Source organism: Baaleninema sp. (assembly GCF_049974805.1).
Lineage (GTDB): Bacteria > Cyanobacteriota > Cyanobacteriia > Cyanobacteriales > Geitlerinemataceae > Baaleninema.
The window spans coordinates 1-25,626 of the sequence record NZ_JBNGCO010000022.1 but is presented as its reverse complement, the minus strand read 5'-3'; the positions used below and the strand labels follow the sequence as shown (position 1 = coordinate 25,626).

The following is a 25,626-nucleotide window of genomic DNA, read 5'->3' as shown; positions in this document are numbered from 1 at the left end:
ACCCCGACGCAACAAGAGGGTTCGCAAGACCGCTCGTTACGTTCAGACGGATTTCTCCGCAAAAAGTTGCCAAAACCCCAGCGAGATCGCCCCAAACTGTACCGTGCTTGACAAAACTTCATCTTTCCCTGCTACCATCGGAAAGTTAATAATCCGCAATCATCTATAAAATACAGAGCATATGACTGCGATCGCTTCAGAGCCGAAGCCTGTCACGACGGTTCCCAAGGAATTTCTCGGACCCCCCGAAGCGTTAATCAATCCAACAGTCTTGTTGATGTTGGGCGCCACGGGATTAGTCGTGTTATCAGTCCTCGGCTACTGGGTTTGGAACTTTCCGGGTTTTATCTGCTTTCTGATGAACGTCACCGCCCTCCACATGGCGGGAACCGTGATTCACGACGCCTCCCACAACGTCGCCCATAAGAATAAAGTCGCCAACGCCGTCCTCGGCCACAGCAGCGCCCTCATGCTCGGCTTCGCGTTTCCAGTCTTTACGCGAGTCCACATGCAACACCACGCCAACGTCAACGATCCGGAAAACGATCCGGATCATTTTGTATCGACAGGCGGACCGTTATGGATGATTGCGGCGCGGTTTTTCTACCACGAAATCTTTTTCTTCAAACGTCGGCTCTGGCGGAAATACGAACTTCTCGAATGGTTTCTCAGCCGAGCCTTCCTGTTTACGGTGGTCGGATTGGGAATTTACTACGGCTTTGTCGGCTACATTTTAAATTACTGGTTTTCGGCGGCGCTGGTGGTGGGATTGGCGCTCGGTTTGTTTTTCGACTATCTTCCCCACCGCCCCTTTAAAGAACGCGATCGCTGGAAAAACGCCCGCGTCTATCCCAGTCGCATCCTCAACGTGCTGATTTTGGGACAGAACTATCACCTCATTCACCATCTCTGGCCCTCGATTCCCTGGTACGGCTATCAAGGAGCCTACTACGCCACCAAATCCCTCCTCGATGAAAAAGGCGCCGATCAATCTCTGGGGATTTTTCAGGGGGGTAAAAACTTCTTTAGCTTCCTCTACGACGTATTTTTGGGGATTCGCTTTCACAGTAACAAGGCGAAAGTAAAATAGGTGTGGCGATCGATCCCCCTTTCGACGCGATGGTGAGAATTGTTACAATGTATTAAGCGATCTCACATCGGTGGCAGATTTTTTATGGATGTTCGAACCGCAACACCGCCCAAAGGCGCGATCGAAACCGCTCCGGATTCTCTCGAAGCGTCCGATCGACCCCTTGAAGAAGCGTTGCTCGAGCCGATCGAAGGAAACGACGACTTCGACGACGACAACAAAGCCTTACGCTACGACCCCGAGATGGTTTCGGCTCGCTATCGCAAGCGGCCGTTTCGCGTCTGGGGTCGCTTCTTAGAAATCGTCTGGCCGTTTCTGATGTTCTTCCTGAGTCTGTGGTGGGATCGCCGGACGGGGAACACAGCCAAACACGAAGGCCGCCGAGCCGTCCGCTTGCGGGAAATCCTCACCGAACTCGGTCCGGCGTACATCAAAATCGGACAAGCTCTCTCGACGCGCCCCGACTTGGTACCGCCGCTGTACCTGGACGAACTGGGTAAACTACAAGACCAACTTCCGCCGTTTCCCAACGAAGTGGCCTATCGCTTCATCGAAGAAGAACTCGGCGCACCTCCCGATAAAATTTACGCCGAACTCTCCGAGCGTCCCGTCGCGGCGGCGTCCTTGGGACAGGTTTACAAAGGAAAACTCAAAAGCGGCGAAACCGTGGCGGTGAAAGTTCAGCGTCCCGACTTGCTCGAACGAGTCGCCCTCGATATCTATCTGCTGCGAACTCTGGCGCAAATCACGCAGAAGACCATCACACGGCTTCGCAGCGACCTCGTAGCCATCATGGACGAGTTCGCCTGTCGTATTTTCGAGGAAATGGACTACAGCCACGAAGCCCGCAACGCCGAACGCTTCGCGTCGCTGTACGGTCACGTTAAAGGCATTTACGTCCCCTGCATTTACGAAGACTATACCCGTCGTCGCGTGTTGACGATGGAGTGGATTACGGGAACGAAACTCACCAACCTCGAGGCGATTCGCGAACAGAACATTGACGCCCGACATATCATCGAAGTGGGGGTGCAATGTTCGTTGCGACAACTCCTCGAACACGGCTTTTTCCACGCCGACCCCCACCCCGGAAATCTGCTGGCCATGCCGGACGGACGCTTGGCGTATCTGGATTTTGGCATGATGAGCGAGGTCAAGACCTATCAGCGTTACGGCCTCATCGAAGCGGTGGTTCACTTGGTCAACCGAGATTTTGAAGGGTTGGCGCAGGATTACGTCAAGCTGGAGTTTTTGACGCCAGATACGGACCTGACGCCCATCGTTCCGGCGTTGGCGTCGGTGTTTAACAACGCCTTGGGGGCCAGCGTGGCGGAGTTGAACTTTAAGAGCATTACCGACCAGTTGTCGGCGTTGATGTACGAGTATCCGTTTCGGGTTCCGGCTTATTACGCCCTGATTATTCGATCGCTCGTGACCCTCGAAGGGATTGCGATTAACGTCGATCCGAATTTTAAGGTGTTGAGTAAGGCGTATCCTTATGTGGCGAAACGGTTGCTGACAGACCCGTCGCCGCAGTTGCGATCGTCGCTGCGAGAGTTGCTGTTTAAGGAAGGACAGTTCCGCTGGAACCGTTTGGAGAACCTGTTGAGAAACGCTAAAGACAGTGACGATTACGATTTAGCTAATGCGTTGAATCAGGCTTTGGACTTTCTGTTTTCCGAACGGGGCGAGTTCATCCGCGAGCGCATTGTGGACGAAGTGGTGAAAAACGTCGATTTGCTGTCTCAGGATGCGGTGCAGAATACGAATACGGCGTTACGGGACTGGTTGAACTTGTCTCGCAACGGTAGCCGTCCGGCGCAACCGCAGAAAATGACGGAGAGCGATCGAGAAAACCTAGAACGGGTCAAGCGGATTTGGGACATCCTGCAAGATACCCCCGGTTTCGACCCCATGCAACTGGTGCGTTTGGTTCCCGACTTGTTAGCTAAACCGGAAACGCAACAGATGGGACAGGAAATCGTAGGGAATTTGGCTCAGCGAGCGGCGGCGCGGTTGATTCGCAGCGTCTTCCTCGCCGATGAGCCGAAACGCCAGGCTCCCGTTCGCTATTCCAACAAACGCGCCTTACCTCCGGCGCGATCGGCTTAGGGATTTCGCCGTCTCGATCGTTCGGTTCTCCACTTGCTCGTTGGAAAGTTTTTCGCCGCCGCGTTTGAGGCAACGCGGCGGCGTCTTTTCGTCAAAAGCAGTCGTGAAAACCGTCTTCCGTCGCCGGATTCCCGATATCTGACCCCCTGGCACGTTAGAATATTTGTACTATAATGAGAACTGTAAGGAAAAAAAAGGAACGACATCGCGCCATACAGGGGGCCTTAATGGTTTCGACGTGTTGGAGAAATCCGAAGCGTGATGCAGGCCGAGAGTGAGTCTCCTCTCGTAAATCCAAGGCTCAAACTAAAAAGTAACTGCGAACAACATCGTTCCTTTCGCTCGTAAGGCAGCTGCTGTTGCCTAAAAACCTCTAACAGGTTCGAGCACTCATAGTCTGACTCCGTTAAGGGCTATGGGTAAACCCCAACGGATGCGCTAGTTCGTCGCCTCTGGTCGGCGCTCTAGCAAAGACTCTACCAGAGCATCCCGCCATCCGGGATAATGGATGGTCCCCGCTCTGAGGGTAAAAAGAGCTAAGCCTGTGAACGATCGTGAGGTCACTACCCAAGGCGGACACGGGTTCGATTCCCGTAGGCTCCATTTCAAACGCTCACTGAATCCCCAATTTGATAAGCGACCCGGTTTCTTTGGAAATTGGGTCGTTTTTTAGGGAGGGGATGAGGGGATGAGGGGATGGGGAGATGGGGAGATGGGGAGAAACTGTTCTCTGTTCCCTGTAAAAGCGGTTTTTGGGATTCGATCGAATTGAAATTGTTCGATAGTTTTTGATTTATTTAAATTATACGAAATTATAACAAAATAAAGCTCTGTTGCCTTGGGACTGGTATAACGTCTGAAATGCCTTGAAATTATCTCTAAGGTGGCTTTTATCTCGTGATTGCTGAAATCGCTCTCGGGTTGAGTCGATCGATTTCCTCAAAATAATTTACAAAAAGTTGAAAATATTTAAAATAAAAAACATTTTATCGTTTTAATAAAAAATGACTCGAAGAGTGACAGTTTGTCGAAAAATAAGATACGGTTTGTGTAGCGATTTCAAAAGCGTTTTAATTACTCAAAATGTCCGATTCGATCGATCGACCGGGAATTGACCGCGTTCCGATAATACGACCGTTTGCGCCCCAGCCTACGGCTGACGGATCTCGTACCTTTTACTCTGAGGAATTTGGCGAATTTTTTCACTCGCATCACGGCGCCAAACAAGAAGCCGAGTCGAAATTCGTTCGATCGACCTTTCTACACGAACAAGCGAGAAAACCGGTTATCCATCTTCTGGATATTTGCTACGGATTGGGTTATAATACCGCCGCCGCACTCGAAACGATTTGGCGGGAAAATCCCTATTGTCAGGTGGTTTGGATGGGTTTAGAATCCGACGCAACGGTAGCATCCGCCGCCATTACGCATCACCTTCTCGACGATTGGTCGAACGACGTACAATGGCGTTTGGCGGAAATCGCCCGACATCAGGAGTTTGAAGACACTTATTTTCGCGGGAAACTCTGGTTGGGAGACGCGCGAGATACGATTTTAAAGGTGCGCGAGTCGGGATTTGGCGCCGATGCGATTTTTCTCGATCCCTTTTCGCCGCCGAATTGTCCGCAGTTGTGGACGGTGGAGTTTTTGCGCTATGTCGCCGACTGTCTGAAACCAACGGGGTATTTAGCCACTTATTCCTGTGCGGCGTCGGTGCGATCGGCGTTATTGGAAGCGGGGTTGAAAATCGGTTCGACGTCGCCTATGGGACGAAAAACGCCGGGAACGGTCGCCAGTTGGAGCGATCGCAAGCTTCCGCCACTGTCGCAACGGGAGTGGGAACACTTACAAACTCGCGCCGCTGTTCCCTATCGCGATCCTACGTTGTCAGACGTTCCCGAAACCATCCGAAACCGCCGTCATGGGGAACAGGAAACCAGCGATCGCGAACCGACAACGCAGTGGAAAAAACGCTGGAAATCTTCAAATAGTTGATAATTGACAACTTCTCCCCATCCCATCATCCCATCATCCCATCATCCCGATCTAGGGGGATCGAACAGACGGTTTGGACGGGGAAGGCTTCGACGAGTCCGATTTCGCATAGGGTTACGTTGTCGAACAAATCGCTCGATCGCACGATTTCGAGTGCTTTGGCGATTTCGTCCGGTTTGAGGTGTTGTGCGATGGTGCAGTGGGGAACCCAGCGATGGGGTTGGTAGTATTCGATCGATACAGCGTCGATCGCTTTCAACTGTTGGTGAAATTGCTGGTGTAATTGTAAGAGCGATTGGGTGACGACGGGGGCGAGGAAGATAATCCCTTCGTCGGTGGGAAATACGCCGACGGAGGAAAATTGTAATTCCAAGCTGGATTCCTGTCGGGAAATCGTTGAGACGAGGGTGGCGAGTTCGCTGGCGTTCCCGTCTGCGAGAACGGCGAGACTGATGTGGGGACGAGAGTGAAATCGCGCGGGGCTTCCCGAGGCGATCGATCGCACCTTTTCCCAAAGCTGGCGAATTCGGTTGGAGGAGTTTTCGTCGAAATAGAGTTCGACGGAGTAGGTTTTGTGAGACAACATGGTACTTCGATCGACCCAAATTCCACTGTACTCTCGATTCTCTCTAGAAACGAACTAGAAACGAAGCCGATTCGACAAAATCGACTAGAGAAGACGCACGGTGTCGGGAACGGAGGACAAACACAGTTGTAACAAAGGATCGTCAGGGGAACGTTCGTAGGCTTCGATGTAGAGTTGCGTTAACAGATGGCGCACTCGTTCGCCGGAAAGGGTTGGGCTGCGGTATCCCGGCGCGATCGCCAACAGCATTTCTGTGGGGAGATCTCCGGCTAACGGTGGAAGGATATACCGCACGTTTTCGAGGAATTTCGCCCCGAGACGGCGGTAAAAGTCCAGTCGTCGGGTGGAAAATTTATCTTCGTCGTTGGGACGTTCGGCTTCGATGAGAAGATAGCGATCGCGCGGTTTGAGGTGTTTCAACAAATCTTTTAAAAACGCCGAACCGATTCCGCGATTGCGATAAGCGGCGTCGGTGGCGATATAACCGAGGAGAACGAGATCGCTATCCTGAAGGCTGTAGAGAATTGTCATGAAGACGACGGTTTCGCCGTCTTTTCCAATCCAGAGTTCGTAAACGCCTCGGGTGATGCGATCGATAACTTTTGCGCGGCTGACTCGTTCCCTGGCTGGAAACGCCGCTTCGTAGATGTCAAGCGCCCTGGCGCAGTCGTCGCCGCCAACGTCGTCGGTTTGGAAAAATCGAATCACGGGAAACTTCCACTCAAACGATTTTCGTATCGTACACCCGAAACCTAGGACTCTTGGGGATTTTCCCCATTCTTCCGATTGTCGTCTCGATTGTCTGGTTTTTGCAAACTCTGTACCATCGCCTCTCGTCGCTGTTGGATATCGGCGGCGTTGGGGCTGAGTTTTTCGGCGATTCCGTAAGATCGAATGGCTTCGATGGGGCGGTGGAGTTGTTCGAGGATGTCGCAGCGTCGTACCCAGGCGTCGTAATTCCCCGGTTGTAGCTGAATGGCGCGATCGATGGTGGCGAGGGCTTCCGGGTAGCGCATCAGTTTCAATAAAACCTCACTGCGTTTCAGCCACAGCGGAAGGCGATCGGGCCATAGCGTCAACGCCAAATCGTAAGTGTTGAGGGCGTCTTCGTAACGTTCTAAGCGTTCGAGGAGGCTTCCCTGTTTGAGGCGAACGGAAATTTGAGTCGGTTGGAGTTCTTGGGCTTGGTTGTAGGTGGCGATGGCCTCGTCGTAGCGTTTGAGTTGTTCGAGACAGTGGCCGCGTTCCAGCAGCGCCCGATAGGACCACATATCCACAGGTAAGGCCACCTGTACCACTTTATCGTAAGCGGCGATGGCCTTATCGTACCGTTGCAAGTTAGCTAAGACTTCGCCGCGATAGTACCAGGCTTCGGCGTAATCGGCTTGAATTTGAATGGCGTTGTCAAAGGCGATAATGGCGTCTCGATCGCGGTTGAGGAGATAGAGGACTTTTCCCCGTCCCAGCCAACTGGGGGCGAAATCCGGGTTGAGATGAGTGGATTTGTCGAAGGCGTCGAGGGCTTCGGAATATTTTTGACTTTCGTAGAGGGCGATGCCTTTACCGTACCAGGCTTGGGCGGAGTTCGGCTGAAGTTCCAAGGCGCGATCGAAACAAGCCACCGCCGCTTCTCCCCATTGGTGGCGCATGGCCATCCCTTTGAGAATCCAGGGTTCTACAGCGTTGGGTTGCTGTCCGATGGCGCGATCGTAAGTGGCGATCGCTTCCGTGTAGCGTTGAAGAGATTCGAGGAGGCGTCCCCGCGTCAGCCACAAATCCACCCGTTCCGGTTGCAGTTGTAAGACGCGATCGAGGGCGGCGAGGGCGTTATCGTATTGTTGCAAGAATTCCTCGCACTGAGCTAATTTCAGCCACAGCAGCCAATCCTGGGGGGACAGTTGCGTGGCGTGGCGATAGGCGATCGCCGCCTCGGAAAACTGGCGAATTTCCACGAGTAAATCCCCGAGGTGACTCCACGCGGGGAGAAGGTTGGGTTTCAGGCGCAGGGTTTGGCGATAAGCGTCGATGGCGTCGTTATATCGCCGCAGTTCCGCGAAGCCTTGGGCTTGGTAATACCAGGGTTCGTAGCGGTTGGCCTGGATTTGGGTGGCGCGATCGAGGGAGGCGATCGATTCTTCGTACCGCTGCATTTGATATAACAGGCGTCCCCGCAGCAACCATCCCCAAACGTCGTTGGCGTTGAGTTGGAGGGCGCGATCGTAAGCGGCGAGGGCTTCGCTGTCGCGGTTGAGTTTCGCCAACGCCTGACCCCGCCGCAACCACGCCGGACGAAATCGCGGGTTGAGTTGGAGGGCGCGATCGTAGCAAACCACAGCGTTTTCGTACTGGCGGGATTGGTACCAGCGATTTCCTTTTTTATATTCTGGGGAGATTCCCAACAGACGAGAGGACATCCCCGCCATCCACTGTTTGACGCGCTGTCCCAGGGGCGGTTGAGGGGGAGTCCCTTGCGGTTGGGGTGGGGGAGGGGAAGACGCTTCGGTAGTGGAACCCGTCACCGTCTCGGGAGTCGAGTCGGTGTCCGGTTGCGACGATGACGCGTTCGCCTGAAGGTCGAATCCGGATGGGTTCGTCATATCGATGGTGCGGTAAACCTCGTTGGATGGTGTTATTATAGGCGCTTCGAGCGAGAGTCAGCAATTCTGAAAACGGGGCGATCGATCGGGCGTTAACTCTGATACCATCGAAAGCGATCGCAAAAAGATCGATCGCCGTTTTAACCTCTTTTTTTTATCCTTTATTTTATCCGATTTAATTCATGGACTTTTCGGCAGTTCGTCAGAGCGATACCTCTGGTAATTTTTTACGAAAATCGCAAGATTTACAGGCTGAAGTTTCTCGGTTAAAGCGTGAAATTCAAGAAAATCCTGAAGCTTACAGTCTTTACGAAAAGCTCGGCGGCTTGTTGGAGAAGCTACAGAATAAATCAGCGGCAATGACGGCTTATCAAATCGCAGTCCGCTTGGGAACAAATACCGCGAATACTTTTTTTCGCATTGGGTTTTTATATCAAAAGCAAGAACGATACCGCGACGCTATACCATTTTATTTTAAGTGTTTGCAATTTCAACCCAAGTCTTGGATGGCCATTGCAAACCTTTCGTCTTCGTATTTTGGCTTAAAAAATTACGATAAATCCCTAGAATACCAAGATTTACTCAAAAAAGTCGATCGCGATCGCGTCAATACTGGTATCTACCAACTTCTCGGAAAGCACTATTTAGAAACCAGCCAGTTTTCAAAAGCCGTTCGTTGTTGTCAGTCGAGTTTAGAACTCGCCCCCAATGCAAATAGCTATACCAATCTTGGGATTGCTTATCGAAAGTTGGGGGATTTAGAGAAATCGATCGAATCCTATCGTCAATCGTTGAAAATCGACCCCGATTCAAGTTGGACGCATTTCAGCTTGGGAAACGTCCTGTCTCAATCCGGGCAAAATATACAAGCCTTAGAAAGCTATAAAAAAGCACTAATTCTTTATCCCAGTCGAATAGAAATTCACGAAAGATGTGGGGTTGTAGAATTAAGACTTGGTAACTTAGAATCCGCATTAAATTATTATATAAAATACCTAGGCTTTTGTCAAGATAATTACAAAATATATCAAGCGATCGCCCGAATTTTTCAGCAAAAAGGACAAAAACAAGCGGCTCAACTGTGCCTTCAAGGAAAACTTCCGCCCCAAATCGAATCGAAAATCGAGCATTTTAACGCCACTCGTTGGGAATCGTCGAAGCTGTCCGCAAAATCCTTCGATCGCTATTCCATTTACGAACCGGAAGTCTTTCAAATGTCGCCACCCAAAACGGTCGATCGAACCCTTCACCCCACCTTTCGATCGCAAAAGCGATATCTCCCCGAAAACTTCGTCTTAAAAATTCCCAACGGGCAAGCCTTATACCACTTCGACACCAGCATTTCAACATCAGACAAACAACTGGTATCTGACGTTTCCTCAGCTCGAGATATTTTGCGCCTAGAAAATCAAACTCCCAATCAACACATAAACGGACGAGTGGCATTTATTCCGTTGCGACTTGGCGAAAATTACTATCACTGGACGTTTGACATTTTACCCAGGCTCCACTTGCTCAGAAAAGCGGGATTCGACTGGAATTCCCTCAATGCGATCGTCGTCAACCCGATTCAATTTCCCTTTCAACGACAAAGCCTCGAAGCCTTAAACATCGATATCAGCAAAATTCGCGACGCCAACGGCTTAAACTTTACAGCAGACGAACTGCTCGTTCCCACCTTAATAGGAGACGTAACGAGTACCCCAACAAAATGGATCTGCGAGTTCTTACGAGAGATGTTTCTCCCGAACCCTCATCCCCAACCGACTCAACGCATTTACCTACGCCGTCAAAATACCAAATATCGCCGCGTTCTCAACGAAGAAGAAGTCATTCGATTTGTTGGAGAATACGGCTTTAAACCCGTTTCTTTAGAACAACTTTCCGTTCGAGAACAAGTCCAAACTTTGGCGACAGCTGAAGCCGTCGTCGCGCCTCACGGCGCCGGAAACACAAACTTAGTCTATTGCGCTCCCGATACGCCAGTCGTCGAAATTTTCGCCCCCGATTACGTCGTCGATTACTATTGGGCGATCGCCGATCGCGTGGGACTCGATTACGCCTATCTCCTAGCGGACGATCCCGCTACCTACCACCTTTCACGAGGGGAACGTCCGCCGCAATATTTCGGTTCTCACTGTCAAGATATTGTGGTGAATCTCGAAGCCTTAGAAGCCATTTTAAAAAAAGTGGGAGTCGATCGATCCCTTGCGTCCCGCCGCCCGCGCTAAAATAAAATCCGAAATCCAAGTATCTGCCGTATCCCGTTATAGCTCAACCCAAGCACTTAACAGAACCTTATATGGTTTCCGATTCTCCAACTCCCACCGAACGCGACGTTGTATCCGAACTGACAGAGACTTCCGAACCCACCCCCTCCGGAGGACTCAACCTGCACCGCCACATCCGCCTCAAAAGCGACGGCGGCCACCTCATCGTTCAGCTTCCGCCTCAAAGCGACAGCGACGCCGCCGGAGAATTGACTTGGCTGGAATTGTGGCAGCAACTCAAACATCGCCTGCAAGCCAGCGATCGATCCTGGCAACCCAACACCCGCGTTCGCGTCATGGCTGGCGATCGACTCCTCGACAGTCGCCAACTCCAAGAACTCGACGACGCTCTCAGCGAGGCACAACTCAAGCTCGATCGCATCTTCACCCGTCGGCGTCAAACCGCCGTCGCCGCCGCCACCGCCGGCTATTCCGTCGAACAACCCCTGCCCCAAGACTTACTCCAACAAGACGACGAACCCACCGCAACCGCTCTCGCCGAACCCCTATATCTCCAAACCACCCTGCGATCGGGCACCGAAATCCGCCACCCCGGAAACGTCGTACTCGTCGGCGATGTCAATCCCGGCGCCGAGGTAATAGCAGAAGGCGATATCCTAATCTGGGGTCGGTTGCGCGGAGTCGCTCACGCCGGCGCCGCCGGAAACCGCCAAGCCTTGATTATGGCCTTACAAATGGAGCCGACACAGATTCGCATCGCCGATTCAGTCGCCCGTGCGCCATCCGACAAACCCAGTCAATATTATCCTGAAGTGGCTTACGTCACGCCCCAGGGAATTCGTATTAGTCGAACAACGGATTTCGTTCGTCCGACTTCTACCATTTCCAAAAGCAATTGACGCGATCGCACCCTCGATCGACCCTCGCACCCTGGCGTCACCCCTCGATGTCAGCCTAACCAATGGTACATTGAGACCTGTACGCCAGTTGACGCGATCGACCCAGAGGCCACCCCTCTTTCCTGACCGTATAGTTTTTATCGTTACCACGTAATGAGTCGCATAATTGTCATCACCTCTGGCAAAGGCGGGGTGGGAAAAACCACAACCACCGCGAACCTTGGCATGGCACTGGCGAAACGAAACCGCAAAGTCGTTTTAGTCGATGCCGATTTCGGGCTTCGGAACCTCGACCTGTTGTTAGGATTAGAAAACCGCGTCGTCTATACCGCCGTCGAAGCCATTGCTGGAGAATGTCGGCTCGACCAAGCCTTAGTCAGAGACAAACGCCACAGCCAACTCGCCCTACTTCCAGCGGCTCAAAACCGCATGAAAGACGCCGTTAGCCCCACACAAATGAAACAATTAGTCATGGGGTTAGCGAAAAAGTTCGATTACGTCATCGTCGATTCCCCAGCGGGAATCGAACAGGGATTTCAAAACGCCGTATCCGCCGCTCGAGAAGCCGTAGTAGTGACGACACCGGAAATCGCCGCCGTTCGCGACGCCGACCGAGTTGTTGGCTTACTCGAAGCCAACGGAATTCGCAAAATTCGCCTCATCGTCAACCGCATCCGTCCGGAGATGGTGGAAGCCAACGACATGATGTCCGTCGAAGACGTACAGGAATTGTTGGCGGTGGAGTTGTTGGGAATTATCCCCGACGACGAACGGGTTATCGTGTCTACTAACCGAGGCGAACCCTTGGTGTTGTCCGAAGACCCCTCTCTCGCCGGACAAGCCTTCGATAATGTCGCCCGCCGTTTGGAAGGCGAAACGGTGGATTTTCTGGAACTGACAACGCCGCCAGAAGGCTTTTTGTCCCGTCTGCGAAAACTTCTCACGTCTCGGATTCTGTAGCTTCAATTCTGTAGCTTGAATGTAATCTTTACTCAAACCACTGGCTGATGTTAATGGAATGGCTCGCCCGATTGTGGCCGCGATCGAACAAAAAAAACAGTCGTAACGACGTCAAACAACGGCTCAAACTCGTGATCGCCCACGATCGCGTTGATTTAAACGCCACAACAGTCGAGGCGATGCAGAAAGAAATCCTCGACGTGGTATCTCGCTACGTCGAACTCGACACAGAAGGGTTGAACTTCGCTCTCCAAAGCGACAAACGCATGACTTCCCTCACGGCGAACCTTCCCATCCGTCGGGTGAAACCCGCCTCCGACGAAGCCTCCTCTGAAACCGAAGAGACGGAAAAGGTTTCCTTAGAAATCGAGTTAGCCAGTCCCAGCGAACCCGCTGAAGTGGAAGAGGCGACAGCGGAAGAAGCGGAGGAGGAGACGGAGAAAACTCAAGATTGAACGGAGTATGGGTCGAAGGGCGATCGAATTTTGCGTATATTAAATACTGTTAAGCAAGATCGATCGCACTCAAACAACAAACCCGTGAACCTCCAACAGTCTTTCAAACTCAATTATCTCCATCAGTGGTTAACCGACGACTCCCTCAGTACCCTCTGGGAAGACAGCCTAACAGTATTGTGGGGAGACTGGCTCGATTTACGAGTTCGCGTCGCTCAAGTCGCCGCCTCCGGACTCATCTCGCCGCTGATTTACATCGTCGCTTTCGGCTTGGGATTGGGGAGTTCCATTCGTCCCGGCACTGCCATCGGTGGCGATTACAGCAGTTACCTACAGTTTATTTTACCGGGGATGGTGGCGTTATCGTCCATGGCTATTAGCTTCGGCGGTACCACCTTCTCTATTTGCGGCGAACGCCTTTATAGTAAAACCTTTGAAGAAATCCTGCTGCTCCCGGTTCATCCCCTGGCGTTGCACCTGGGTAAAATGATGGCTGGAATCGTCCGAGGGTTGATGACTTCGGTTTCCGTGATGGTGGTTTCTGTGCTGTTTCTCGGTTTTTCGGGCGGCGGATTTCCCGTGATTTGGAGTTTCTTCAATCCTCTATTTTTACTGGTGTTAGTGTTAAACTGCGCCGTATTTTCCGGCTTAGGCGTTATCGTTGGCTTAAACGTAAAATCCATTGAAAGCGTCGGTTTGCTCAACAACTTTCTCATCGTTCCCATGTCGTTTTTAGGGGCGACATTTTTCGACCCCGCGACGCTTCCCACAGCTTTAAAAGTGGTGGTGTTTTGTTTACCGTTGACTTATACCAGCGTTGGATTGCGCTCTGCGGCTTACGACTCGTTTTCTAATTTTACCTGGTTTAGTCTTCCGGTGTTGTTGGTAGTGGCGATCGTCTTATCCTTTATCGGAGCCTATCAATTTTCAACGCAACAAGATTAGTCAGTAATTAAGTAGCCGTGTTGTATAAAATGCGGCTACTACGAGATTTATTAAAACTCGATGGGTTGGATAATTCACCACATAGAAACAGCGTACACAGACAGTTTTGGGGTGTACCTCACCTTACCTTAAAAAAAATAACCTTCGCGTAGGTTGGATGAAACGGAGTGGAACCCAACAGCCACTCGTTCGCTGAATTTAGATTTTGAAAATTCCCCCGAATCTCGAGTAAATATGACAGTAAAAAAGGCTCTTCGCCGTTTAGGGTGACAGAAAAACTGACTTCACGAGATTTCAGGGGTTTTGGCTCTCGATTCTCCAGGTATTTGTATTTTGCTATACATTTTCCCCCGCAAACGGCGGAGACCCGTAAAAAAACGATACAACCTGAGTATTTTTGACTTTTAAATAACTCGCTATAAATTGTTTTTTTATTGTCTAAAATAGATTCATAAAATAGATTTATTAAATACACTTTTAAAATATAATTGCTATAGTAGAAACAAGCCGAAACTCCTTTTGAATCTTATGCCATTTGAATATCCGCAAACGAAAACCATCGAACAAGTCGATACCTATCACGGTACAGCCATTAGCGACCCCTACCGCTGGCTAGAAGACCCCGATTCCGACGATTCTCGGGCGTGGATCGACGCGCAAAACCAACTGACCTTTAAATTCCTCGAAAACATCAAAAGCCGTTCAAAAATCAAAGAGCGCGTCACGCAACTTTGGAATTACGAAAAATACGGCACGCCGTTTAAACGCGATCGACGCTATTTTTACTTTAAAAACGACGGCTTGCAAAACCAAAGCGTTCTCTACGTTCTCGACGACCTCGACGGCGAACCTCGCGTTCTTCTCGACCCCAATACCCTCTCCGAAGACGGAACCGTTGCCCTCAACAACTACGCCGTCAGTGAAGATGGAAAATTACTCGCTTACGCCCTCTCTTCCTCCGGTTCCGACTGGCAAGAATGGCACGTTCGCGATGTGGAAACGGGCAAAGATTTACCAGATTTGGTGAAGTGGAGTAAGTTTTCTGGCGCGTCTTGGACCCACGACAGCCACGGCTTTTTCTATAGTGGTTACGACGCCCCCAATGAAGAAAGCCAGTACGAAGACGTTAATTACTATCAAAAACTCTACTACCACCGCATCGGAACGCCGCAATCAGAAGATTTGCTGGTGTACGATCGACCCGATCGAAAAGAATGGGGCTTTAGCGGCTTCGTCACCGACTGCGGACGCTATTTAATTATCTCCGTTTGGCGGGGAACCGAACCGAAAAACCTGATTTTCTACCGAGATTTACAAGATCCCGAATCCTCGATCGAAGAACTGATTCCCGAATTCGAGGCACAATACGATTTTGTCGGAAACGACGGTCATATTTTCTGGTTCCGAACCGATCGCGACGCCTCCCGCTACCGTCTCATCAGCATCGACACGGTGACGAAACAACAGCGGGAAATCCTTCCGGAAGGGGAAAACACCCTAGAATTCGTCTCGGTTCTCAACCGTCAGTTCGTGGTGGAATATCTCAAAGACGCTTGCAGTCAAATTCAGATTTTCAACCTCGAAGGTGTCTTGATTCGAGAAGTCGAACTTCCCGAAATCGGTTCCGTGGGGGGATTTGGTGGAAAACCCGAAGACACAGAAACCTTTTACAGCTTTACCGGATTTACCACGCCGACGACGATTTACCGCTACGACATGACGACGGGGGAAAGTACCGTTTTCCGCCAACCGACGGTGGATTTCAACCCCGACGATTACGAAACCCAGCAGGTTTTCTACCACAGTCAAGACGGAACGCGGGTTCCGATGTTTATCGTTCACAAAAAAGGGATCGATCGAAACGGAAACAACCCCACCTATCTCTACGGTTACGGCGGCTTCAACATTTCCCTAACGCCGATGTTTTCCGTCGGATTGCTAGTGTGGATGGAACTCGGCGGCGTCTTGGCGATTCCCAACCTGCGAGGCGGCGGCGAATACGGCGAAACTTGGCATCAAGCGGGAACCAAACTGAACAAACAAAACGTTTTCGATGACTTTATCGCAGCAGCGGAGTGGTTAATCGAACAGCGATATACCGCTTCAGCGAAACTCGCCATCGGCGGCGGAAGTAACGGCGGCTTGCTGGTGGGGGCTTGTATGACGCAACGTCCCGATTTGTTTGCGGCGGCGATTCCCGAGGTGGGAGTGTTGGATATGTTGCGTTTCCACAAGTTTACGATCGGTTGGGCTTGGTGTTCCGATTTCGGTTCGCCAGACGACCCGGAGGAGTTTAAGGCGTTGTACGCTTATTCGCCGTTGCACAATGTCAAATCGGGAACGGCGTATCCGGCGACGTTGTTAATTACCGCAGACCACGACGATCGCGTGGTTCCCGCCCACAGTTTCAAGTTTGCGGCGACGTTACAAGCGGCGGACGCGGGGGAAAACCCGATTTTGATTCGCATTGAAACGAAAGCCGGTCACGGGGCTGGGAAACCCACGGCGAAACGGATTGAGGAAGTGGCGGACAAGTGGGCGTTTTTGACTCAGGTTTTGGAAATGGCTTGATGGGATGAAACGAGGGTTTCGCGAAGTCCCCGGATGAGACCAGATCCCCGGAATCTTGGAGATTCCGGGGATCTTTTTCACTCATCATCCCATCATCCCCTCACCTCATCATCCCCTCATCCCATCATCCCCTCACCTCATCATCCCTCAATGGGGAGTTCGATAATAAATTCCGTTCCGCTGTTGAAGGTGGATTCAAAGGAGAGGCTTCCACCGTGGTTTTCAGTAATGACTTGATAACTAAGGGACAAGCCTAAACCTGTCCCTTTTCCCGTCGGTTTAGTGGTGAAGAACGTCTCGAAGAGATGGGGTTTGACGTCTTCGGGAATTCCACGGCCGTTATCTGCAATGCAAATCGCCACGCGATCGCCCCGTTCGTCGGTAATGCGTTCGGTCCGAATGCGAATGAGATTGGGATTGTCTTGAATCTGGCTGAAACTGCGTCCCTGGTTGGATTCTTCTAAGGCGTCGATGGCGTTAGACAACAGGTTCATAAACACCTGGTTCAACTGACCGGGACGACAGGGAACGAGGGGTAAATCGCCGTATTCGCGAACCACTTGAATTTCGGGGCGACTGTCGTTGGCTTTGAGGCGATGTTTGAGAACCACGAGGGTACTGTCGAGTCCTTCTCGAACGTCGAAGAGGGTTTTGTCGGCGTCCAATCGGGAAAACTGACGTAGCGAGGTGACGATTTCTTGAATGCGATCGACGCTGACTTTCATCGACCCCAACATCGGCGGTAAGTCTTCGATGAGAAATTCTAGGTCGATGTCTTCGGCGTGTTCTTGGATTTCTGGGGCGGGGTTGGGAACGTATTGATGATAGAGTTCCAAGTGTTCGCGGAGGTCGCGGACGTATTCTTCAACGTGGTTGAGGTTTCCCGAAAGACAGCCAAGTGGGTTGTTGATTTCGTGGGCGACGCCGGCGACGAGTTGTCCTAAGCTGGAGATTTTCTCAGTTTGGACGAGTTGGGATTGGGTTTTTTGCAGGGCGTTGAGGGTTTGTTCGAGTTGTCGAATTTTTTCCCGTTCGCGGGTTTCGGCGTGTTGGCGTTTGATTTCGGCGATCGTCCGGGCTGCAAACAGGCGAATCAGGGTTTCGGCGTTTTGGCGTTTGGTGGGAGGAAGGGGGCTATCGCTGAAAATGCAGATGTGACTGACGAAGCGGCGAGTTTTGGGATCGCGGAGGGCTAAGCCCAGGTAACAATCGGGGTCGCGAGGATCGCCTTTTGAGGTATATCGGGTTTGGGGGTCGTTGGGAATGCAGTAAACGGACTCGTCGTCGGGGATGGCGGCGGAACTGAGGCGGGGCGGGTTGTCGTTGAGACAAAGAACGTCGTATTCGATCGAATCGCTGAAGTTCCCGTTTTCGCAAAAACACAGCGATCGAACCCCTTGCGGTTGCGTCCCGTTCCACCGAACCACTTCGCCGATGATGGCACATTCGATATCGAGGGAGAGGGTGAGATAGCGGGTAAAGGCGTTGTAGTAAGCTTCTCCTGTGACAGATGCTGTCGCGGCGATCGCATCGGTTAACACCGAAGGCGATAAAAACGTAGGGTTAAACGTCCCGTCGTCTAATTGCAGGGTATCGAGGGGGGCGACATCGCGATCTGACATTTCCAGTGGCTGAGGTTGCAGCGTGAGTCTCGTTCTGAGACGATCTCAGGGTTTGAGTATAGGCTGAAAAGAATTCTTAAGATACGATCGAAGTCACAGACAAAGGGGGATGTATCGGTCATGTCGGATGCTATTCGAGAGGTGGTTCTCGTCGGTGGGGGTCACGCCCACGCCATCGTCTTGCGACAGTTTGGCTTGCATCCTTCTCCCCATCTGCGTTTGACCCTGGTTTCGGACGTGGAACAAACGCCCTATTCGGGGATGTTACCGGGTCACGTGGCGGGATTTTACGACTTCGAGGACTGTCATATCGATTTGAAACCTCTAGCGGAATTCGCTGGGGCGAGGTTTGTTCGAGGACGAGCCAGCGGGGTCGATTTACAAGAGAATATTTTACAGTGCGATGAAGGTCGATCGATCCCCTTCGATAATCTTTCTCTCGACATCGGGAGTACCCCCGCCACCGTCCGCGTTCCGGGGGCGATGGAACACGCCATCCCCGCCAAACCGGTTTCCCACTTTTTGCAACATTGGTATCGCCTGCTAGAAACAGTGAAGGCGAACCCGCAACAACCGCTGAGTTTGGGAATTGTCGGCGGTGGGGCGGGGGGCGTCGAACTGGCGTTAAACGTGCGATCGCGGTTGCATCGGATGTTACAACAAGCGGGACAGTCTTCCGATACCATTTCTCAACAACTGCAATTACACCTGTTTCATCGGGGTTCGGAGTTGATGTCGGGACATGCCCCAGTTGTCCGCCGCCGACTGCAACGACTCCTCGTCCGTTACGGGGTTCGCCTGCATCTCAACGAAAGCGTGGTGGCGGTGAAACCGGGGGTTGAGGTAGTGTGCGAGTCGGGGTTACAGCAAAGGTGCGATCGCCTGTTTTGGGTCACGCAAGCCTCCGCCCCATCCTGGTTAGCAGCGTCCGGTTTAGCTACAGACGAGGCGGGTTTCGTTCTCGTTGGCGACACCTTACAATCCCTGTCTCATCCCCAGATTTTCGCCGCTGGAGACATCGCCACGATGAAACACTATCCGCGTCCGAAAGCGGGGGTGTTTGCGGTTCGTCAGGGACAACCGCTGTTTGAGAACTTGCGGCGGTTGGGGAATGGGGAATCCCTGCGTCCTTACGTTCCGCAAAAGCAGATTTTGGCGTTGATTGGAACGGGAGACGGACGGGCGATCGCTTCTCGGGGAAGTTGGGGATTGGGACCTTGGCGGCTGTTGTGGTGGTGGAAAGATTGGATCGATCGACGGTTTATGACGCAGTTTGAGGGTTTGTCGGGGGAATAAATCTTGGGGTTGCGAGGTGTGAAAACGTCCAGTTTAGATGTTTTTTGTAGTTTTAAAACCTTCAATATTGGTCGGATAAAAATTAAGTGTGTGGAACAAAGCCCGACACTCGCAAGGCTTAGGCTCGTTTTTATTGCGTTGGAATCAATAGATTTTACTAATATTGAATGGGTGTTCGGAGTTTGAGGTGATAAGCAGATTTTATGTCTCCCTACCCAAATTTTGTATTCAAATTTACAAATTACACCCTAATCTCCGAAGACCCTGTTCAATGAGAAACGAAGGGAGATTCACTGATTTTACGAGGCAGCTCGTTTATAAAAAATGAAGCTTATATAGCCATAGGAAATGATTCGTGGCCAAATCCCCGATCGATCCAGGGCTGTGCGAGATCCCCGGCATCTCCAAGATGCCGGGGATCTAGAGACAGATCTAGAGACAATCCGATCTTCGTTCGATCTTGAGTGGAAGGAAATACAATAAAAGTACGAAAAAGTCAATTAATCTTTTCGCCCAATGATAAAAACAATCCGAAACTAACCATATAATTGGAAGATTTCCCAAATCACATCTAAAAAACCCGGCACTTCCAAAATACCGGGTTGAAAGATGACGATTGAGTCAGAAATTTTTTCCAGGTTTTTACCAACTATCGACGATGCTATCCTGTTGAATCACGCGGTTTCCTTCGTAAATGGTAAACGTGCCGTTGTAGGAATCGATAACGTAAGCATACGCACCGCTATTCGCCGAATAAGTGCCGCGTCCCGATACCGCTGGAACCCAATCTAAGCCGTTATCGCTCATACCGCCGTAGTCGTTTTTATCGCGACTGAAGTAATATAAACCATCCGATGCCGAACAGATAAAAACGAAAAAGTTGTTGGTTTCAAACCCCCGCGTCGCCCGCAAACCGTAATCGCTACAAAGGTTCCATTGGGCGAGGCGAGTTTCTGTCGAAACATTGGGGGAAACTCCGGCGATGGCGACGCCACTACTGAACAGAAGGGCGAGGGCTGTCCCCGTTCCTGCTAACGTCGGGAAAATCGGAAATCGAGATCGATCGCCACTCATGACCGTGACTCCAAAAGTAAGAAAGCCTTACTTCTAGCCTAACATTCCAATTTCAGGCGAAAACCCGCTCTCGACAGCTCAAAAATCGAGAACAGGTCGGCGATCGCATGGCTGGGAGGTTATTTTCCCGCCATTTCCTGTTTTTTCTCTTTCTTAAGATCCCGAGATCCGGCGGCTTCGAGTTCCGCATCCATCAAAGTGCGCCCCGTCGCCGCTAAATAAACGTCATCGAGACTGGGGCGAGATTGGGCGATGCCAAACGTCGGAAGTCCCACGTCTTTCAACGCCTGCTGAACTCCCATCAGAGCGTCGCTTTGGGGCGTTACCACCAGGTTGAGGGCGTTTCCTTGGGCGTCGTTGATAATGGCTTCGCGGACGAAGGGCAGTTTTTCGAGGATGTCTTTGGCTTTTTGCGCTTCCTCGAGGGGGGCAAATTCGCGAATGCGGAGGGTGATACGATCGCCCCCCACTTTATCTTTTAACTGCGACGGCGTACCCGTATCGATGACAACGCCGCGATCGATAATCGCCACGCGATCGGCCAGGGCGTCCACCTCTTCGAGATAATGGCTGGTAATCAACACCGTGGTTCCCTGTTCCCGCAGTTGTCGCAGGAAGTTCCACACCGTCACCCGGCTTTCGATGTCCAAGCCTACCGTCGGTTCGTCGAGAACCAACACATCGGGATCGTGAAGGAGTCCCGAGGCTAAATCTAAGCGTTTGCGAAGTCCGCCGGAATAGGTTCCCGTTTTGCGATCGGCGTATTCCCCCAATCCGAGAAGATCGATCGCCCGATCGATCCGTTGGGGAATCTCCTGCTTCGGCAGATGGTACAACGCCGCTTGCAGTTGCAGCAGTTCTCGCCCCGTCAACACCTTATCCAGGGCGACTTCTTGGGCGATATACCCCAACAAACGACGGGCGACTCTCGGCTTTTCCAACACGGAAATTCCCGAAACTTCGATGCGCCCGGAATCGGGATTCGTCAGAGTACACAAACAGCGAATCGTGGTGGTTTTCCCGGCACCGTTGGGTCCGAGTAACCCGAAAATTTCGCCGGGTTCGATGTCAAACGAAACATCCTTCACCGCTTCGATATCGCCGTAGGATTTCTTCAGATTTTCGATGAGAACCGCAGGAGCCATAGTTTAACTGTTCGGTGTTTAGTTTTAATAGTTCGCTGTTCACGCTCCAAAGGTGCGTGACGAGTTGGCCGGTTGGGCGCGAGAAATCTCGGGTCTTTAGGTCACGCACCCTACGACTTCTTCTTAATTTATCGAATTTTGCTGTAGTCGATGCCGTCGCGGATGTCGATGCCTCGTAGTTCCGTAACTCGCCCCGTGAGACCTTCTAATTCCTGACGAACTTGGGCGGAGGTGATGGAATTGAGGGGAACATCGCCTTCTTTGGCTAAGGCGGCGGCGACGCCGACACCCTGTCCGTGGTAGACGTTGGCGGTGTTGATGCGTCCGACGGAAACGGCGATTCCTTCGTACCCCGCAGAACGTCCGGTGACGGCTAAATTTTCGATGTTCTTCGCCAAACCATGTTCGATGCCGAAATTGTACTGCGGCAGCGGCGGAATGGGAATCGACAAGCCGTCTACGCCGCCTCGGAAGTCGAAGTCGTAGGAAAAGGTGCCGATCGAATTTTCTGGTAACGTCCCCCCTTTGATAATTTCTTGTCCCGAGAGGGGATCGACGACATCGCGAACGCTGATGCTGTGGCGGACGTAGACTTCTGGGGGGAACGTCAGCGTTAGGCTGTCGTCTCCGGCGTAGGCTTGCAGCCAGGATTCCACGTGCTGCATTTCCTCGAGCATTTCCGGCGTCGGTTGAAAGCCGTTGGCTTCGATCGATCGCACTTCGTCGGTGGTGTATTTAAACAAAAAGCCATTCCACGAAATCCGTTCTGCACCTAACTCGCAGACGTTGGCTTTGTCCCAGAAAAAGCCCTCGAGAGAAAACCGCTGACCGCGATCGAGGTGGTACGCTGCGCCGATGGCAATACTTTTAAAGTAATATCCGTCTACATAGGCTTGATAAAGCGGTCGCTCGAAGCCTGCTAACCAAAATCCCGCTGTAATGGGATCTTCTTCGGCGTAGATACTCTCGACGATCGCATCGAGGCGAGAACCATCGCTGTGAATTCCCGCTTCCAGGGTTCTCAATTCTTCGATACTCAACCCCTCGACAATCGGAACGATCGAGGTGGCGAGAGTCGATTGTTGCAGTTCCGGACTTTGGGATTCGTAACCGCGATCGTAGGGCATTCCCGCCGCGATCGCGAATTCGGCGTTTTGCGTAGCGTCGATAAAGGAATCCGCCCGCAGCCGTTTGTTATATCCCGTCACCTGGGCGTAGTCGATTCGATCGCCCGCTAAAACCGGCTCCAGCGGCGCGTTGGAGAGCAAACTCACCCCCGCCTCCGCCAGCATTTCCCGCATCGCTCGATCGCCCCGTTCCGCGTCCAAACAAGAGGCCGCCACCTCTGCTTTATCCAAAAACTCCAAAAAACACTGACTGTAAGGCTGAGCGTACCAACGGGGCGTTTTATCAAAGTCCAAATACGCCAGTCCACCCCGCGTTAAAACCCCTCCCAGCATAGCCTCACTGGGCTGAGAACGCACCAAAACCACCTTCGACCCCTCGCCGAGGGTTTTCTTTGCCCAAATCGCCGCACAGACCCCAGGAAGCTCGTCTCCGTACACCACCACATCGTAAGTTTGGTATTGCGGCGGGGTCGGCGTAGGCGTCGGTTCGGCTTCTGACGGCGAGTTCACCGCAGTCAGTGGCGATCGATCCGGCGAAGGCGATTCCGGAGCGATCGCCCCAAACCCAGCCGCCACCAGAGCAGCGATCGCCCCCAATCCCAAAACCGTCCCTCTTCTCATCTCCCCATCTCCTTAGCGTCGGCGATAAAACGGTTTCTTCACCACTTGCGCCGGGTACAGCTTACCGCGTACTTCCACCTCGAGGCTGTTTCCCACTTTAGCCAAGTCCGAACGCACGTAAGCCAAAGCGATGGGATAGCCTAACGTAGGAGACGGTGCGCCGCTGGTGACGCGCCCGATTTCTTCACCGTTATGATAGACGGCATAGCCGTGACGAGCGATATGTCGTCCTTCCATTTTCAGCGCCACGAGTCGCCGCCTCAGTCCCTCCTCACGTTGGCGTTCGAGGAGGGGACGACCGATAAAATCGCCTTTACTGTCGAAATGGACCAACCATTTCAACCCCGCCTCTAAAGGTGTCGTTTGAGTATCGATATCTTGTCCGTAGAGGGAGAGACAGGCTTCGAGACGCAGCGTATCTCGCGAACCCAAGCCGCAAGGCGTCGCTCCCGCCTTGAGGAGTTCTCGCCACAACCGCCGTCCCGCTTCCGGTTCCAGCATCACCTCGAACCCGTCTTCTCCGGTATACCCCGTGCGTGCGACGAAGGCAGAAGTCCCAAAAATCATCGGTTCGCCGTGGCCGAAAAACGGAATTTCCGATAAATCCGTATCGACGAAGTTTTGAAGAACCGCTTCGGCTTTGGGTCCTTGAACGGCGAGGAGAACGCGCGATTGCGTGAAATCTTGTAAGTCAACTTTGTGGCTGCCAAGATGTTGCAAAATCCAAGATTTGTCTCGTTCGCGGGTGGCGGCGTTGACGATGAGGAAAACCCGCTTTTCCCCTTGGTGGTAAACGATCAGGTCGTCGATAATTCCGCCGTCGGGATTGAGAAATACCGTATATTGGGCTTGTCCCGGTTCTAAGCGGTATAAATCCGAGGGAACGAGACGCTGTAATTTTTCGAGAAGGTTGTCGCCTTCCAAGAGAAATTTCCCCATGTGGGAAATGTCGAAAACGCCGATCCCCGTTCTGACCGCTTCGTGTTCTCGTCGAATTCCTTGAAATTGCAGAGGCATTTCCCAGCCTGAAAATGCCGTGGTTTTCGCGCCGGATTCTCCATAGAGGGAAAAAAGTGGAGACCGCGCTAAAGAAGAGGGTTGGGGGGCAGTGGAGCCGTTCGGTTCTGTCACGAAGATAACACCTGCTTTCACACTCAGCGCTTTTCTAAGATACGATACAACGAGGGAGCTGCGATGGTAAGACCGCCACTTAAGTACATATGACTACGCCCAGTACTGCGACTTTTGCCGAACGTCCGTCAGCCATGCTTGCGACTGACCGGGGTAATCCCCTCAGCATCGCCCCGATGATGGATCGTACCGATCGGCATTTCCGCTATTTCATGCGACAAATTACGCGCCGCACGTTACTTTATACGGAAATGCTGACGACGGGGGCAATTCTACATGGAAAACGCGCGAAATTGCTCGGGTTTTCCCCTGAAGAAAAACCTCTGGCGTTGCAACTCGGCGGAGACAATCCGGCGGAGTTGGCACAGTGCGCCCGTATCGCGGAAGATATGGGATACGACGAGATTAATTTGAACGTCGGTTGTCCGAGCGATCGCGTGCAGAACGGGAATTTCGGCGCCTGTTTGATGGCTGAGCCGGAGTTGGTGGCGCAGGCTATCGAATCGATGCGACGAGCGGTTAAAATTCCGGTAACGGTCAAACACCGCATCGGAATCGACGATCGCGATCGATACGAGGATTTGGTCAAGTTCGTCAGAATCGTATCTGAGGCGGGATGCGAGCGATTTACGGTTCACGCTCGCAAAGCCTGGTTAAAAGGACTGTCGCCCAAGGAAAACCGCACGGTTCCGCCGTTGCGCTACGAGGATGTTTACCGCCTCAAACAGGATTTTCCCCATTTGTTTATCGAAATTAACGGCGGGTTTAAAACCCTCGATCGAATCCAAGAACAATATAAATATGTCGATGCTGTGATGGTAGGACGCGCCGCCTACGATACGCCGTTTCTCTTTGCCACGGTCGATCAAGACATTTACGGTGAAACTACACCGCTTCCGACGCGCCGTCAAGTGGTCGAACAAATGCTCGGCTACTGCGATCGATGGGTGGCGCACGGATACAAGTTACACGCCATTACCCGCCATATGCTACAGCTTTTCGCCGGACAACCGGGAACGAAAGCCTGGAAACGCTACATCAGCGAACACGCGCACTTACCCGGCGCCGGTGCGGAAGTGTTGGAAATGGCTTTAGCTAGAGTTCCGAGAGTTTAGGTCAGCACCCCCGGCTGAAGCACGGGGGCTTCATGCCCCCAGCTTCAGGTAGCT

The 25,626-nt window shown here is 52.0% G+C and carries 19 protein-coding genes and 1 other RNA gene; 12 read left to right on the top strand and 8 right to left on the bottom strand.

Annotation, left to right across the window (positions count from 1 at the left end; genetic code table 11):
* Positions 1–181: 181 nt before the first annotated feature.
* The 4 genes from crtR to ACP5D4_RS06535 all read left to right on the top strand — a co-directional run bounded on the left by crtR (position 182) and on the right by ACP5D4_RS06535 (position 5,197).
* On the top strand, positions 182–1,090 hold the full coding sequence (gene crtR, locus ACP5D4_RS06550) for a beta-carotene hydroxylase (protein ID WP_428010826.1): 909 nt from the start codon (positions 182–184) through the stop codon (positions 1,088–1,090).
* Between the two features lie 84 nt (positions 1,091–1,174).
* Positions 1,175–3,202: an ABC1 kinase family protein gene (locus ACP5D4_RS06545; RefSeq protein WP_428010825.1), complete on the top strand. Its 2,028-nt coding sequence runs from the start codon at positions 1,175–1,177 to the stop codon at positions 3,200–3,202.
* 218 nt (positions 3,203–3,420) lie between these two features.
* Positions 3,421–3,808: a transfer-messenger RNA gene (gene ssrA, locus ACP5D4_RS06540) on the top strand.
* Positions 3,809–4,285: 477 nt separating this feature from the next.
* Positions 4,286–5,197, top strand: a complete 912-nt coding sequence (locus tag ACP5D4_RS06535; RefSeq protein ID WP_428010824.1) for a tRNA (5-methylaminomethyl-2-thiouridine)(34)-methyltransferase MnmD — start codon at positions 4,286–4,288, stop codon at positions 5,195–5,197.
* A gap of 25 nt (positions 5,198–5,222) precedes the next feature.
* Here the strand turns inward: ACP5D4_RS06535 and ACP5D4_RS06530 are convergent, their stop codons facing one another.
* The 3 genes from ACP5D4_RS06530 to ACP5D4_RS06520 form a co-directional block, all read right to left on the bottom strand.
* A complete protein-coding gene (locus ACP5D4_RS06530; RefSeq protein WP_428010823.1) occupies positions 5,223–5,783 on the bottom strand; it encodes a 2'-5' RNA ligase family protein in 561 nt (186 codons plus the stop codon).
* 84 nt (positions 5,784–5,867) lie between these two features.
* Positions 5,868–6,491, bottom strand: coding sequence for a GNAT family N-acetyltransferase (locus tag ACP5D4_RS06525; protein ID WP_428010822.1), 624 nt, complete (start codon positions 6,489–6,491; stop codon positions 5,868–5,870).
* 44 nt (positions 6,492–6,535) lie between these two features.
* Positions 6,536–8,380, bottom strand: a complete 1,845-nt coding sequence (locus tag ACP5D4_RS06520) for a tetratricopeptide repeat protein (RefSeq protein WP_428010821.1) — start codon at positions 8,378–8,380, stop codon at positions 6,536–6,538.
* 182 nt (positions 8,381–8,562) lie between these two features.
* On the opposite strand from ACP5D4_RS06520, the gene ACP5D4_RS06515 reads away from it, so the two are divergent.
* The 6 genes from ACP5D4_RS06515 (at position 8,563) to ACP5D4_RS06490 (ending at position 16,441) form a co-directional block, all read left to right on the top strand.
* Positions 8,563–10,611 (top strand): tetratricopeptide repeat protein, encoded by a 2,049-nt coding sequence (locus tag ACP5D4_RS06515; RefSeq protein ID WP_428010820.1) that lies wholly within the window; start codon positions 8,563–8,565, stop codon positions 10,609–10,611.
* Between the two features lie 71 nt (positions 10,612–10,682).
* Positions 10,683–11,510 carry a septum site-determining protein MinC gene (minC, locus tag ACP5D4_RS06510; protein WP_428010819.1) on the top strand — a complete coding sequence of 276 codons (828 nt, stop codon included), beginning with the start codon at positions 10,683–10,685 and terminating at the stop codon, positions 11,508–11,510.
* Between the two features lie 153 nt (positions 11,511–11,663).
* Complete coding sequence (gene minD, locus ACP5D4_RS06505; RefSeq protein ID WP_428010818.1) at positions 11,664–12,470, top strand: septum site-determining protein MinD; 807 nt, start codon at positions 11,664–11,666, stop codon at positions 12,468–12,470.
* Positions 12,471–12,523: 53 nt separating this feature from the next.
* Positions 12,524–12,925 (top strand): cell division topological specificity factor MinE, encoded by a 402-nt coding sequence (gene minE / locus ACP5D4_RS06500; protein WP_428010817.1) that lies wholly within the window; start codon positions 12,524–12,526, stop codon positions 12,923–12,925.
* Positions 12,926–13,009: 84 nt separating this feature from the next.
* Entirely contained in the window at positions 13,010–13,870 is an 861-nt protein-coding gene (locus ACP5D4_RS06495) for an ABC transporter permease (protein WP_428010816.1), read from the top strand.
* A 528-nt stretch (positions 13,871–14,398) separates the two neighbouring features.
* The gene (locus ACP5D4_RS06490; RefSeq protein WP_428010815.1) at positions 14,399–16,441 is read left to right on the top strand and encodes a prolyl oligopeptidase family serine peptidase; all 2,043 of its coding nucleotides are present in this window, start codon (positions 14,399–14,401) and stop codon (positions 16,439–16,441) included.
* Between the two features lie 140 nt (positions 16,442–16,581).
* On the opposite strand, the gene ACP5D4_RS06485 is transcribed toward ACP5D4_RS06490, so the two are convergent.
* Positions 16,582–18,063: a sensor histidine kinase gene (locus tag ACP5D4_RS06485; RefSeq protein WP_428010814.1), complete on the bottom strand. Its 1,482-nt coding sequence runs from the start codon at positions 18,061–18,063 to the stop codon at positions 16,582–16,584.
* A gap of 120 nt (positions 18,064–18,183) precedes the next feature.
* On the opposite strand from ACP5D4_RS06485, the gene ACP5D4_RS06480 reads away from it, so the two are divergent.
* Positions 18,184–19,359, top strand: coding sequence for an FAD-dependent oxidoreductase (locus tag ACP5D4_RS06480; protein WP_428010813.1), 1,176 nt, complete (start codon positions 18,184–18,186; stop codon positions 19,357–19,359).
* Positions 19,360–20,001: 642 nt separating this feature from the next.
* Here ACP5D4_RS06480 and ACP5D4_RS06475 read toward each other — a convergent pair.
* The 4 genes from ACP5D4_RS06475 to gcvT all read right to left on the bottom strand — a co-directional run bounded on the left by ACP5D4_RS06475 (position 20,002) and on the right by gcvT (position 24,478).
* Positions 20,002–20,433 carry a hypothetical protein gene (locus tag ACP5D4_RS06475; RefSeq protein WP_428010812.1) on the bottom strand — a complete coding sequence of 144 codons (432 nt, stop codon included), beginning with the start codon at positions 20,431–20,433 and terminating at the stop codon, positions 20,002–20,004.
* Between the two features lie 119 nt (positions 20,434–20,552).
* The gene (locus ACP5D4_RS06470; protein ID WP_428010811.1) at positions 20,553–21,578 is read right to left on the bottom strand and encodes an ABC transporter ATP-binding protein; all 1,026 of its coding nucleotides are present in this window, start codon (positions 21,576–21,578) and stop codon (positions 20,553–20,555) included.
* A gap of 128 nt (positions 21,579–21,706) precedes the next feature.
* Positions 21,707–23,326 (bottom strand): FAD-dependent oxidoreductase, encoded by a 1,620-nt coding sequence (locus ACP5D4_RS06465; protein WP_428010810.1) that lies wholly within the window; start codon positions 23,324–23,326, stop codon positions 21,707–21,709.
* A 12-nt stretch (positions 23,327–23,338) separates the two neighbouring features.
* Complete coding sequence (gcvT, locus tag ACP5D4_RS06460; RefSeq protein WP_428010809.1) at positions 23,339–24,478, bottom strand: glycine cleavage system aminomethyltransferase GcvT; 1,140 nt, start codon at positions 24,476–24,478, stop codon at positions 23,339–23,341.
* A gap of 113 nt (positions 24,479–24,591) precedes the next feature.
* Between gcvT and dusA the strand changes: the two genes are divergently transcribed.
* Positions 24,592–25,572 carry a tRNA dihydrouridine(20/20a) synthase DusA gene (dusA, locus tag ACP5D4_RS06455; RefSeq protein ID WP_428010808.1) on the top strand — a complete coding sequence of 327 codons (981 nt, stop codon included), beginning with the start codon at positions 24,592–24,594 and terminating at the stop codon, positions 25,570–25,572.
* The last annotated feature ends 54 nt before the right edge of the window (positions 25,573–25,626 follow it).